Raw genomic sequence first — 12,735 nt, forward strand, 5'->3', positions numbered from 1 at the left:
GATTTCAGCAATTAGCCTTATAATTGTATCTAGAAAAAGCCACCTAAAATGAACCGTAAACATTTTCTTTCCTTTGTTGTCACAGCTGGAGTATCTGCTTCAACTTCAAAGGTATGGAGTAATACACGGGTTGTAAATAAAATGTTAACCCCAGAGTTGGTCAAATCAAAAATACCGCCATACCTTAAGCCGGGCGATACCATAGGAATAACAAGTCCGGCCAGTTACATCTCCTTATTAGACATCCAGCCATCCATACAATTGATGCAAGGGTGGGGCTTTACGGTAGAAACCGGGAAAACGATAGGAGCAAAAGACTTTTCACTTGGCGGTACCGATCAGGAAAGAGCAGCAGATCTGCAGCGCATGCTGGATGATCCTAATATTAAAGCAATTATGTGTGCCAGAGGGGGGTACGGACTGGTACGGATAATTGATAAGCTGGATTTTACAAAGTTTAAAGCCAATCCAAAATGGATAATAGGCTTTAGCGATATCACCGTTCTTCATACACATATTAATAGCAATTATGGTATTGCTACCATACATTCTAAAATGTGCAATAGTTTTCCAAACGACTGGCTGGTGGCAAAACCCATTCAAATAGAAACTATACTCTCTATAAGACAAGTGCTAACTGGCGAGGATGTTAAATACACCGCACCTCCGGTAAGTTATAACCGAACAGGTAAAATAGAAGGTGTTTTGGTGGGGGGTAACCTTAGCCTGATTGAAACCCTGGCGGGAAGCAGTTCTGATCTTAAAACTGATGATGCCATCTTATTTGTGGAGGACACGCATGAAGAACTATATAGTATCGACAGAATGTTCTGGAACCTTAAGCGCAGTGGGAAACTGGATAAACTTAAAGGATTAATAATAGGAGGCTTTAGTTTGAAAGAAGAAACTCCGGGTGAAGAATTTGGCAAAACAGTTTACGAGATCGTAACAGAAAAAATAAAGGAATATGATTATCCTGTATGTTTTGATTTCCCTGTGGGCCATCAAATCAATAACTTTGCACTCAAATGCGGTGCTAAGCATATCCTTAATGTAGATGAAAATGGCAGTTCCCTTGTATCCATCTAATCCTGCTTCCATAAAACTCTCTGAGCTTACCGGTCAAATCCAGCAGGCAATAGATGGGATATTCGGGCAAAAAACCTTTTGGGTAATTGCCGATGTTACCAATTATACCTACAAGCCACAAAGCAATTACCATTATTTTGAATTGGTAGAGAAAGAAAAATCATCTAACAGGATCCTCGCTAAAATTGCCGGAAGGGCCTGGGGAAATGCCTCTGTAAACATTGCGAACTTTGAACAGGCAACCGGACAGAAGTTTAAAAACGATATTAATGTATTGGTACAGGTTACCGTTCAATATAATCCCGCTTTTGGCCTGCAGCTAAATCTGATAGATATAGATACTAACTTTACACTGGGTTTATTTGAGCAGCAACGAAAAGATACGCTAGAAAGACTGGTCAGGGAAAATCCTGAATTCATTCAAAAAAGGGGAGAGCAATACTTTACAAAAAACAGGAGGCTTCAATTAAATAAGGTATTACAGCATATTGCCGTTATATCCTCAGATACATCTGCGGGTTATATGGATTTTAAGCATACGCTTGAAAATAACTCATTCAGTTACAATTTTATAATTGATAACTATTTTACCCTGGTGCAGGGCGACGTAAACGCTAAACAAATTCTTAACAAGATTATAGAAGTATATCAGTCTGCTAAAGCATACGATGCCGTGGTAATCATTAGAGGTGGGGGCTCGCAAACCGATTTTCTCATATTTGACAATTACGACCTGAGCAGGGCAATTGCCAAATTCCCCATTCCGGTAATTACAGGAATAGGGCACCAGAAGAATGAAACCATTGCTGACCTTATGGCACATACTTCAACCAAAACACCAACGAAAGCAGCTGAGTTAATAATTGCACATAACAGGGCATTTGAGGAATCGGTGTTGAGCATTCAGAAAATGATGCTGATTAAAACATACCAAATGATCAATCATCATAAAGACAGGCTTAATCATCTGAATCAGATTACCATAAACACCACAAGAAACCTGTTGCACGAGCATCACAGAAGTATTTTAAATTTATCCAGCCTGATACTCACCAATCCTAAAATAATCATCTCAAACAGACGTAAGGACCTCAGTAACCTGAGTAGCAACCTGCAATCATACAGCAGAATGTATTTTGCTAATAAAAGAGGCTATATTGGCCATTTTCAGTCGCTGGTAAAATTGATGAGTCCGCAAAGTATCCTCAATAAAGGTTTTGCGATTATAAAAATAGATGGGAAGATTGTAAGCAACGCAGATGGCATAAAAGCCGGTCAGGAATTAACAGTCAGACTAGCTACAACAGAAATAAAGACAACAGTAAAATCTAAATCCAGATACAATGGGAACGAATTTAACATATGAGGCTGCCTATAAGGAGCTAACTGAGATTGCACAGGAAATAGAGAATGAATCTGTTTCAGTAGATGTACTTGCTGATAAGGTTAAGCGTGCATCGGAACTGATTGAATTTTGCCAAACCAAACTAAGGGCAACAGAGACAGAAGTAAACAAGATCATTAAACAAATGGAGACCCAATAAGCTATAACCAGTTATTGGCTTTGTACCACTTAACCGTATCAATTAATCCCTTTTCAAGATTAAACTTAGGAGCATAACCAAGATCATGCTTTGCGTGATCAATATTGCAAGCCCAGTTAATAGCAGTAAGCTCTGCCATCTTTTCTTTATTTAAGGTAGGCGTATTCTTACTGTTTAAATAAATGAAATCCATAAATGAAGCCATAGCGCCAACAACGGGCACAGGTAAATGGAACTTAAAAGTTCTTTGCTTCAGTGTCTTTTTAACTAGTTCAGCAAGCGCATAGCGATCGTAAACATTGCCGTCTGAAACATTGTATTGCTTTCCATTAACCTTAACAAAAAGAGAATTTACAATTACATCAGCAAGATCTTTTACATAAATGAAGCTTAGCTGCTGTTTAAAACTTCCTATATGAGGTTCCAGGCCTCTGCTTATACTTTTAAATAGAATGAAAATATCCTTTTCACGAGGGCCGTATACCGCTGTAGGGCGAATGGTGATTAACGGCAGACCTGGAATTTCAGATAAGTATTTTTCGGCAAGTAATTTACTTGCGCCATAATTAGTTACCGGATGGGCAGGAGTATCCTCTTTAATTTCCTTGCTAAGATCAACCAACGGACCCAAAGCTGCCAAACTACTGACAAAAACAAACTTTTCTAGTCTAATACCCGCAGTAATTGCGGCAGCAGCAAGGTACTCTGTAAACTCAGCATTTATCTTATTGTATTCCGCTTTGGTTTTAGCTTTGGTAATACCGGCAGCATGAATAATATAATTGAACTGATGCTCTTCGAGTTGGGATCTTAAATTATCTACCGAGCTATAATCCAGGTCAACATACTTAATGTCAAACTCGCTAAGGTGACTCTTATTACTGCTTTTACGAACAGCAGCATAAACCTCTAAGCCAGCCTGTATTGCTTTCTCAATAAGATGATAACCCACAAAACCTGTAGCACCGGTAATTAATACCCTTTTACTCATATGGCTTTCTCGTAGATCCTGTATTTCTTATAAGGATCGCCTTTGATGGCAATAATTGCATTATTAACAAGATCGTTATGCTCTAATGTCCATCCCGCCTCAGCGTATTCGAACTTTTTAGCCTTGTAAGATTTAATGATGCTACCGTAAATACAAGCTTCGATACCCATTTTACGATAACCATCAACAACGCCCAGAAGTAAGATTCTGATTCCTTTTACGTTTTTCTTACCAAATAATAATTTAAATATACCTGTAGGAAGGAGCCTTCCTTTTTTAATTTTAATCTGGATCTGGTTCATGTCTGGAATGGCAGCGCCAAAACCAACAAGTTTACCATTCTGTTCGGCAACAAAACAAAAATCAGGATCAAGTACGAGTTTAAGATCTTTAGCCTGATAATCAAATTCCTCATCATTTAGAGGTACAAAGCCGGCATTCTTATCCCAGGCTTTATTGTAAACTTCACGCAGGTTGGCAGCTTCCTGTTTAAAGTTTTTCATGTTGATCTTACGGATGGTAATGTTGTTTCTATTCAAACGTTGCTCCAACCTGTCCATAAGTTTTACAGAGCGGTCGTCATAATTATCACCATTAAATTTCCAGGCAATAAGATCTACCTTTTTTTTCAAGTCCCATCTTTCCATTAAAGCGGGGTAGTAGGTTGCATTATAAGGCATCATAACCACCGGAGGAGAGTCGAAACCCTCAATCAACAAACCACAAGATTCATTGGTAGAAAAGTTTACAGGGCCAATAATAGCGCCCTTTACGCCTTTATCTTTTAGCCATTTAGTTGCAGTGTCAAATAATAAATTAGCAGCTTCCTGGTCGTTTATGCAGTCAAAAAAACCAAAAAAACCATCATTGGCACTGTTAAAAACATTATAGTTATTGTTCAGTATTGCGGCAATCCTGCCTATGATTTTGTCTCCTTCGAAAAGCAAAAAACACTGCAATGAAGAGTGTTTATGAAAAGGATGTGTTGTAAGTAAGTCTCTTTGAGCTATAAAGAGCTCTGGAACATAATTCGAATCCCCCTTGTAAAGGTCGTGAGGGAAATCAATAAACTGACCTAATTGTTTTTTATTGCTAACTGCAACTATGTTTCTCATATAGTTACCTGTGATAAATTAACTTTAACTTGTTTGGCTGCCGCTGCAATTTTTTCGACAGCTTCCTCTATCTGAGCAAAAGTATGTGTAGCCATTAACGAGAATCTTAAAAGAGAAGAATCTGAAGGTACAGCAGGTGAAACCACAGGGTTTACAAAAATTCCGTTCTTACTTAAAATATTGGTGATCAAGAAAGTTTTGTCGTTATCTCTGATGTAAACCGGAATAATCGGGCTATCAGTATGGCCTATATCGAAGCCGGCGTCTAAAAGTAATTTCTTAGCGTAATTTGTATTGGCCCAAAGTTGATCTATACGCTCAGGCTCAGACTCAATAATATCAAGGGCAGCAATAACACTTGCAACAGCCGAAGGTGGCATACTTGCACTGAACATCAATGAGCGTGCTCTGTGTTTCACAAATTCAATAGTTTCTTCAGATCCTGCAATAAAGCCACCTAACGAAGCTAATGACTTACTGAAAGTACCCATAATCAAATCAACCTTATCAGTTAATCCAAAGTGAGAAGCCGTTCCGGAACCATTAAAACCAATTACACCTAAGCTGTGTGCATCGTCCATCATAATATTTGCACCAAATTCATCAGCAATTTTTACGATCTCCGGTAAATTAACCAGGTCACCTTCCATGCTAAAAATACCATCGGCAACAATTAGTTTTGCAGCATCTTCAGGCAATCTGCTCAATTTCTTGCGCAAATCATCCATATCATTATGTGCATATTTTATAGAACGCGAAAACGATAACCGGCTACCATCAATGATAGAAGCATGATCGTATTCATCAAGAATTAGGTAGTCATTTCTATCAAGCAAGCATGATATTACGCCTAAATTAACCTGAAATCCTGTGCTAAAAAGAACGGCAGCTTCTTTTCCTACATATGCCGCTAGTCTTTTTTCCAGTTCAATATGTATGTCAAGTGTACCATTTAGAAATCTTGATCCGGCACAACCTGTACCATATTTATCAACCGCAGCTTTTGCTGCTTCTTTAATTTTCGGGTGATTTGTTAACCCTAGATAGGAGTTAGAACCAAACATCAGAACTCTCTTCCCATCTATCATCACTTCCGTATCCTGTGCTGATTCTATTGCTCGGAAGTAAGGATATAAGCCTTTTTCCTTAATTGCTGAAGCATCTTTAAAAGCTGCTATCCTATCTTGTAATTTTTTGCGCATGCTAGTACTATATGTTTAGATTACAGGGTTGGTTATTGTTGATGTCGGTTTATGTTCCAAGAAATGCTTCCTAAATCTATATAATCCCCTTTTGTAATTAGTTTGAAAAATCAACATCTATGCCAATTAAAAAAACTTCTCAAATCTAAGATCATAAATACAGAAAACAAAACTTGAACTCAACCAAGTTTGAATATATTAATTTTTAAAACAAAAATTACAATTTTCTTATAATTTTAATTCGAATAGCTCCGAATTATTAAGAAAAAAATTGCTTTTTGCAGGCCAAAGATAATGATTTTTATAATCCTACACTCTGACTTGAATAGTATTTTAGTCAAATGAAACTCTTTTTTTTACCGACGACTGTTTTGCATGCAAACAGCAGGCTCTAAAATACAGTATTTTAGATTGTCTGGATTGAGTTTGTTCAAAATATTTCGTCATTCCAAGCTATGCTATTCTTAGCTCTCGTGATCTCAACGAACTTTTATGATAAATCTACTTTATGTTCCGGATGACTAGCGAGGAACTATCGGATTGGAAATCACAGAATGTACTATTGGGATTAAGGACGCTACCGAATGTCTTTGCCGAACAGGACGTAGCAATGTTGTCACGTGTGATCAATAGTGAAACAGCTATAGAGGCTCAGCATATTATATTAACGACTTTCAGACGAGTATTGAACGACTCTGAACGACCTTTTGTCAATCAAGTATCTTTTTAAAGTGATATGGGAAACGGGCAAAAGACGAGAGTGTAATAAAAGGAAACAGGGATGAATCTGGCGATTATCCCTGTTATTAATAGATGGTTGGTCCACCACAGACCAACCTAAACCAAACAAACTGATCATATAACGAGCGATATTGTTAATTTGTTTTCAACGAAAAAAATAAAAACAATTTCATGACAAATCCCCCTTATTGTATAACGTTTTATCATGTAACGTAATTGATAAAAACGTAAAACGATGCTATAGAAACGTTATATTGGTATTTATTGTTCATATTTTAAATATTTACCTATGAATCAGAAAATCATCAATTTATACGATGAATACACCCACAGCAAACTGAGTAGGAAAGAATTCATGAAAAAGCTGGCTATCATTACCGGAAGCACAGCTATAGCCTTAACAGTATTACCTTTACTTGAAAACAATTACGCATCAGCCTCCAGTTTTAATGATAACAGCATTACTACCGAAAACATTACCTATCCTGGTGCAGATGGCGATGTAAAGGCTGTGCTGGCAAAACCAAAAGACAAAAAGAACCTGGGTTGTGTGGTTGTTATTCACGAAAACAGAGGGCTAAATCCTCATATTATAGATGTAACCAAAAGAGTAGCTGCTGAAGGTTTTATTGCTTTAGGAGTGGATGCCTTATCACCGTTCGGCGGAACGCCCTCAGATGAAGATAAAGGTCGAGACTTGATCGGAAAGCTGGATTCTGCAAAAAACTTACAGAACTATCTGAAAGGACTTGAATATTTAAGGAGCAGGAAAGATGGAAATGGAAAAACCGGATGTGTTGGTTTTTGCTGGGGCGGAGGCATGGCAAACAAACTTGCAGTAAGCGATCCTAAATTGCTTACTGCAGTTGCGTACTATGGGGCGCAGGCGGCTACCGAGGATGTTCCGAAGATAAAAGCCAGTGTAATGCTTCATTACGGTGGACTGGATGAGCGTATAAATGCGGGAATTCCGGCTTACGAAGCAGCGTTAAAACAAAATCATATCGATTATAAAATATATATTTATGAAGGCGTAAATCATGCCTTTAATAACAATACTTCGCCAACCAGATACAATGAAGCGGCTGCTAAACTGGCTTGGCAAAGAACAATATCTCTGTTTAAAGCTAAATTAAGCTAGATTTGAGTTGTTGGTTATAATTATTTAATAAAAAAGTAATGTTTTTTTACAATTAATAAAACAAAATTTTCTTTTGGGTGTTATGAAAAATATTATATAATTATACTTATAACTGACACTAGCATTGGAATTTAAGCGAAAAATGCTTAACTTTGTGCAAATTTTTAGAAATTAATGAAGATATTTATTACAGGCCTTCCTTTAGAAGTAGGGGAAGATGAATTAACAGCCGTATTTGGTGATTTCGGTCAAGTAAAATCACTAAGGATTATCAAAGATCGCGAAACTGGTCAGAGTCGTGGGTTTGGTTTTGTGGAAATGCCAGTAGAAGAAGAGGCAAAAGAAGCAATCAAACGCATGAATGGCGGCGATTACAATGGTAACCGTATCAAAGTTGCTGAAGCACAAGAAAAACCAAATACTGGTGGTGCTGGTGGTGGTGGCTTTAAACGCAATAACCGTACAGAAAAAAGCTATTAATTAGCTTTTTTTATTAAAATTAGTTACTGATTCTATTTTAATATACTAGAGCAGCAGTGGTGGCATGCGTCATTTATTGCTGCTTTTTTATTTTAAAAAAATTATCTGCTAATTCATTAGATTAGTAGAATGAACGTGGACTATATTGCTTTATCGGTTCCTGCATTCTTTATTCTGATAGGAGTAGAGCTGGGTTATTCTTTCTATAAAAAGTTAAACTATTACCGTTTAAACGATTCCATTTCCAATTTAAGCCAAGGTATTGGTCAGCAGGTAACAGGCGTTTTCATGAAAACAGCGCTATTCTTTGGCTACATGTATATTTTTGAACATTGGCGGTTATTTGATCTTCCGCAAACCATATGGACCTGGATCATACTTTTTATTGGGGTCGATTTTTTCTACTATTGGTTTCACAGAATGAGCCATCAGGTAAACGCACTCTGGGCTGCTCACATTGTACACCACCAATCTGAGGAATATAACCTAACCGTTGCTTTAAGGCAATCCTGGTTTCAGGGGTGGTTTTCGTGGGTGTTTTATTTACCTCTTGCTTTTATAGGTTTTGATCCGATCATGTTCCTTACGCTAAGCGCTTTTAATACTTTATACCAGTTTTGGATTCATACCAGAGCTATAAAAAGTATGGGGCCATTAGAATGGATTTTAAATACGCCATCGCATCACCGCGTGCATCATGGCTCTAATCCAAAATATATAGATAAGAACCATGCAGGTACTTTAATTATCTGGGATAAAATTTTTGGCACCTTTCAAAAAGAAGAAGAAGAGGTGTACTATGGCATAACCACTCCATTGGCCAGCTGGAATCCAATTTGGGCAAACGTACATTACTGGAGTGAACTTTGGAATACCGCAAAACAAAGCCCTGAATGGAGCGATAAGATAAATGTATTCCTTAAACCACCAGGATGGTTCCCCGCACATTTAGGAGGCTTTAAGCCAGCAAAGGATATTGATCCTGCCAGTTATGCAAAATACAATCCTGAGTTTCATCAGAAATTCTCCGGATATGTACTTTTGCAATTTTTGATAGGCTTAGCCACAGGATCAGCCATTTTGTTTTTAAATGCAACCTTGCCTGCAGCACCCTTAATTTGTGGTTCAATCTTTTCTATACTTACATTATTAACCTGCGGGGCATTGCTCGAAGAAAAGAAATGGCTCATTTATTTTGAATATGGCCGACTCCTATCAGGTATTTTAATAGTTTTGCTGCTTAATTTCCCTATTGGGTATCAGGTAATATTTGCGGGCTTACAGGTCGTTTCATTAGTCTGGTTCTATAATCTAAACAAACTGAATACTCATGCTCAAGAAGTACCTGAAGTTTAACCTTATATTTGCCCTGATTTTTATACTGCAGCTTGTGTCCGAATATTACGACCTTTCGGCTTTAAAATACATTACAAAACCGCTCATCGTAATCTCCTTACTCATCATGTTTGTGGTAAGCACTAAACTGAAAGGGCGATTTCATAAACGTTTGTTTACAGGCTTGGTTTTTGGCCTTATAGGCGATGTATTACTCATGCTGGTATGGAAAAATGAAGCTTTTTTTACTTACGGCCTAATTGCTTTTTTACTTTGCCATATCTTTTATATCCGCGCATTTTACCTCGATTTCTCGTCTGCACCCCAATTAGATAAAAAAGGAGCAAGGGTCGCCATTGCGCTGTGTGCTGTGTTCAGCATCAGTTTTTATGTCTACATCAGACACGGACTTGGTGCAATGAAACTACCGGTAATGGTTTATACTTTTGTGATCAGCTTAATGATGNAWGATNGGMAGNSCKTCAGAAACATGAGGGTAAATAGAATCAGCTTTAACCTGATCCTATTTGGCGCAATATTTTTCCTGATCTCTGATTCAACACTTGCTTATAATAAGTTTGTTAAGGGCTTTGACCTTGCGGGATTGTTGATTATGGCAACTTATATGATCGCGCAATATTTGATTACCATAGGAGGCATAGAGCGTCAGCTTATAAAAAGAGAAGATTAATTCTTTTCCTTTTCTTTTTCCAACACAATAAAATGTTGTACCAGCCTTTCGCCATTCTCATCAACAAGTGTTAAAATGTGTTTGCCGGGCACCGGACTAACCGCCAGCTGATGATAATTCTTGGTTGTAGCAACATACTCATTATCAATATGCCAGTAAATCTTAGCGTTAGCATTTCTGTGGGTGGCATTTAACACAATTTTACCTCTGGTGCCATCAAGCTCCACTGGAATATAAACCGTGGCGTAGTTTCTTGGATAGATCATTTCCATTACAAAATTGTTCCCGGCATCGCCACAACCAGGTTTAAATGGCGGCAGTTCTTTATAATCACTATTTTTGATCTTATAGTAATACTCCATAGATGGCGGTAAAATAAACCATGATTTATGCACCATGGCCGATGGAGCCTCACATTCATCTGTAACCCGGTAAGTTCCCGTATGATCCAGATGGACCATTTTATGGTAGGGACAAAGACCTGTTTTTTCACCTGCCGGAGAAACCAATTGTATCACTTTATCAGGGCAATATTCACTTGCCTTATAGCCGCTTTCTTTGCAAACTACAATCTTCTTAAGCTTGCTTGTAGGGGTTCTAAACCATTTAACTATAGGTAATTGCTTAAAAATATCAAACATAACAGGAGCAGCAGCATCAATACCAGTTAAGCCCGGTCTACCTTCACCATCGGCATTGCCAACCCAAACGCAAACTACATAGTTCGGGTTGAGCCCAACTGCCCAGGCATCCCTAAACCCAAAACTCGTACCTGTTTTCCAGGCCAATCGCTGAGAAGAGGAAAACTGTTCCCATAAACCTTCTTCGCCCGGCCTCATCAATTCTTCCATAGCATTAAATGCATTCCAGATAGAGCCATGATCAATGGCTGAGTTTACTTCGGTTTCAAATTTATCAAAACGCTTGTCGCGCTGTTCGTTTACGTACAAAGGCTCATTGTAGTCATACGGATTGTACCTGCCTTTATAATCATTAAAATGGTTAAGCGTTCTGGCCATTCCCATATAAGTTCTGGCCAGATCCCACATCGTAACCTCGCTGCCACCAAGAATAAGTGAAAGTCCATAATGATCCGCCGGTTTATTTAGCGTAGTAAAACCCAATTGTTTAAGCTTATCATAAAACCTTTGGTACTTATAGTTTTGCAGCATTTTAACCGCAGGGATGTTTAGAGAGCGGCTCAGCGCTCTATCTGCTTGTATGGCACCATCGTAGCCCATATCATAATTTTGAGGCGAGTAGCCGCCTATCTGAGTAGGTATATCAGCTATTAAAGTTTTAGGAAGTATAAAGCCATCGTTCAACATACTGGCGTACAGGATGGGTTTTAATGTACTCCCAGGACTTCTTGGTGCTTTAATCATATCAACATGACTTTCCAGTTCGGTATTTTCCGGTTGGTAGATATTTCCCACATAACTAAGTACAGTGCCTTTTTTTACATCTAGAACCAATGCTGCAATATTGTTAATGTCATTTGCCCGGTATCGGTTATTATAACGCTTCAATAAACTGCTTGTCCTTAGTTGCAAATCATAATCGAGCGTAGAAGTAATCCTTGTAGAACCAGTTTTTAATGCCGCTCGCTCTGCTTTAAATCTGTTTAGTAAATGCGGTGCGTTTTGAGGCAGCTGCTGTGGCTTGCCTGGAATTGGCTCTAGTTTAGATAGATTGGCGGTAGATTGGTCTATGACTTTTAACACCGCTAGTTTATCCAGCAGATCGTTTCTCTTTTTAATCAGGCGTGGAGAGTTTTTGCCGGGGTGTACCAGCGATGGGCTGTTTGGCAGTACAGCTAAGGTAGCCATCTCGCCCCATGATAAGCTTTCGGCACTACGGCCGAAGTATCTCCAGGCTGCAGCATCCAAACCTACCACGTTACTTCCAAAAGGAGCATTGCCCGCGTAAAGTTTTAAGATTTCTTTTTTTGAATAGCTGGCTTCTAGTCTTATTGCCAGAATAACCTCTATTAGCTTTTGCCAAACCGTTCTGGTCTCGCGTCTGGATAGTCTGATGACCTGCATACTTATTGTGCTTCCGCCACTTACCACATTTTTGGCTTTAAAGTTTTGCCGCATAGCTCTGGCCATAGCAATAGGATCTACACCGGGGTGATGATAGAAACGCTTATCTTCAAACGCCACCAGACATTGTGCAAATTTCTCTGGTATGGTGTCGGCTACAGGGAAGCGCCATTGTCCATCTTTGGCAATAGAAGCACTTAGCAAATCACCGTTTGAAGCTTCTACAACGTAGGAGGTAGGGCTTACAAAAAGCTTTGAAGGTAAAGAAAACAGGAACATGAGTAATAAAATGAGGAAAACAAGATCCGTCACCCAGAGCGCGGCGAAGGGTCTCTTGTTGTTATTCAAGAGATCTCTTCTT

11 protein-coding genes and 1 pseudogene are annotated in these 12,735 nt (G+C 38.5%); 8 read left to right on the forward strand and 4 right to left on the reverse strand.

Annotation, left to right across the window (positions count from 1 at the left end):
• Positions 1 to 48: 48 nt before the first annotated feature.
• Genes N824_RS11615 through xseB form a run of 3 tightly spaced genes read left to right on the forward strand, consistent with a single transcriptional unit; the run spans position 49 to position 2,633 of the window.
• Positions 49 to 1,089: an LD-carboxypeptidase gene (locus tag N824_RS11615; protein WP_048905331.1), complete on the forward strand. Its 1,041-nt coding sequence runs from the start codon at positions 49 to 51 to the stop codon at positions 1,087 to 1,089.
• Positions 1,058 to 2,455: an exodeoxyribonuclease VII large subunit gene (xseA, locus tag N824_RS11620; protein WP_235207088.1), complete on the forward strand. Its 1,398-nt coding sequence runs from the start codon at positions 1,058 to 1,060 to the stop codon at positions 2,453 to 2,455. Before N824_RS11615 ends, xseA begins: the two co-directional genes overlap by 32 nt.
• The gene (gene xseB / locus N824_RS11625) at positions 2,433 to 2,633 is read left to right on the forward strand and encodes an exodeoxyribonuclease VII small subunit (protein WP_048905332.1); all 201 of its coding nucleotides are present in this window, start codon (positions 2,433 to 2,435) and stop codon (positions 2,631 to 2,633) included. Before xseA ends, xseB begins: the two co-directional genes overlap by 23 nt.
• 1 nt (position 2,634) lies before the next feature.
• On the opposite strand, the gene N824_RS11630 is transcribed toward xseB, so the two are convergent.
• Genes N824_RS11630 through N824_RS11640 form a run of 3 tightly spaced genes read right to left on the reverse strand, consistent with a single transcriptional unit; the run spans position 2,635 to position 5,941 of the window.
• The gene (locus N824_RS11630) at positions 2,635 to 3,624 is read right to left on the reverse strand and encodes an NAD(P)-dependent oxidoreductase (protein ID WP_048905333.1); all 990 of its coding nucleotides are present in this window, start codon (positions 3,622 to 3,624) and stop codon (positions 2,635 to 2,637) included.
• Positions 3,621 to 4,739 (reverse strand): hypothetical protein, encoded by a 1,119-nt coding sequence (locus N824_RS11635; RefSeq protein WP_048905334.1) that lies wholly within the window; start codon positions 4,737 to 4,739, stop codon positions 3,621 to 3,623. Before N824_RS11635 ends, N824_RS11630 begins: the two co-directional genes overlap by 4 nt.
• Complete coding sequence (locus N824_RS11640) at positions 4,736 to 5,941, reverse strand: aminotransferase class I/II-fold pyridoxal phosphate-dependent enzyme (protein ID WP_048905335.1); 1,206 nt, start codon at positions 5,939 to 5,941, stop codon at positions 4,736 to 4,738. The genes N824_RS11635 and N824_RS11640 overlap by 4 nt, the downstream gene beginning before the upstream one ends.
• A gap of 508 nt (positions 5,942 to 6,449) precedes the next feature.
• Here N824_RS11640 and N824_RS11645 point away from each other — a divergent pair.
• The 5 genes and pseudogenes from N824_RS11645 (at position 6,450) to N824_RS11665 (ending at position 10,329) form a co-directional block, all read left to right on the forward strand.
• Positions 6,450 to 6,671, forward strand: coding sequence for a hypothetical protein (locus N824_RS11645; protein ID WP_152542195.1), 222 nt, complete (start codon positions 6,450 to 6,452; stop codon positions 6,669 to 6,671).
• Positions 6,672 to 6,971: 300 nt separating this feature from the next.
• Positions 6,972 to 7,823 (forward strand): dienelactone hydrolase family protein, encoded by an 852-nt coding sequence (locus N824_RS11650; RefSeq protein WP_048905337.1) that lies wholly within the window; start codon positions 6,972 to 6,974, stop codon positions 7,821 to 7,823.
• A gap of 174 nt (positions 7,824 to 7,997) precedes the next feature.
• Positions 7,998 to 8,303, forward strand: coding sequence for an RNA-binding protein (locus N824_RS11655; RefSeq protein ID WP_048905338.1), 306 nt, complete (start codon positions 7,998 to 8,000; stop codon positions 8,301 to 8,303).
• A 129-nt stretch (positions 8,304 to 8,432) separates the two neighbouring features.
• A complete protein-coding gene (locus N824_RS11660; RefSeq protein WP_048905339.1) occupies positions 8,433 to 9,659 on the forward strand; it encodes a sterol desaturase family protein in 1,227 nt (408 codons plus the stop codon).
• Positions 9,634 to 10,329: pseudogene (locus tag N824_RS11665) on the forward strand (lysoplasmalogenase). The gene N824_RS11660 and the pseudogene N824_RS11665 overlap by 26 nt, the downstream one beginning before the upstream one ends.
• Here N824_RS11665 and pbpC read toward each other — a convergent pair.
• Complete coding sequence (pbpC, locus tag N824_RS11670) at positions 10,326 to 12,722, reverse strand: penicillin-binding protein 1C (protein WP_048905370.1); 2,397 nt, start codon at positions 12,720 to 12,722, stop codon at positions 10,326 to 10,328. The pseudogene N824_RS11665 and the gene pbpC sit on opposite strands and share 4 nt — an antisense overlap.
• Positions 12,723 to 12,735 lie beyond the last annotated feature (13 nt).

The organism is Pedobacter sp. V48, from assembly GCF_000523515.1.
GTDB lineage: Bacteria > Bacteroidota > Bacteroidia > Sphingobacteriales > Sphingobacteriaceae > Pedobacter.

Coding starts and splice junctions, on each gene's coding strand:
- N824_RS11615 (WP_048905331.1), top strand. CDS start 49: ATGAACCGTAAACATTTTCTTTCCTTTGTTGTCACAGCTGGAGTATCT.
- xseA (WP_235207088.1), top strand. CDS start 1,058: ATGAAAATGGCAGTTCCCTTGTATCCATCTAATCCTGCTTCCATAAAA.
- xseB (WP_048905332.1), top strand. CDS start 2,433: ATGGGAACGAATTTAACATATGAGGCTGCCTATAAGGAGCTAACTGAG.
- N824_RS11630 (WP_048905333.1), bottom strand. CDS start 3,624: ATGAGTAAAAGGGTATTAATTACCGGTGCTACAGGTTTTGTGGGTTAT.
- N824_RS11635 (WP_048905334.1), bottom strand. CDS start 4,739: ATGAGAAACATAGTTGCAGTTAGCAATAAAAAACAATTAGGTCAGTTT.
- N824_RS11640 (WP_048905335.1), bottom strand. CDS start 5,941: ATGCGCAAAAAATTACAAGATAGGATAGCAGCTTTTAAAGATGCTTCA.
- N824_RS11645 (WP_152542195.1), top strand. CDS start 6,450: ATGTTCCGGATGACTAGCGAGGAACTATCGGATTGGAAATCACAGAAT.
- N824_RS11650 (WP_048905337.1), top strand. CDS start 6,972: ATGAATCAGAAAATCATCAATTTATACGATGAATACACCCACAGCAAA.
- N824_RS11655 (WP_048905338.1), top strand. CDS start 7,998: ATGAAGATATTTATTACAGGCCTTCCTTTAGAAGTAGGGGAAGATGAA.
- N824_RS11660 (WP_048905339.1), top strand. CDS start 8,433: ATGAACGTGGACTATATTGCTTTATCGGTTCCTGCATTCTTTATTCTG.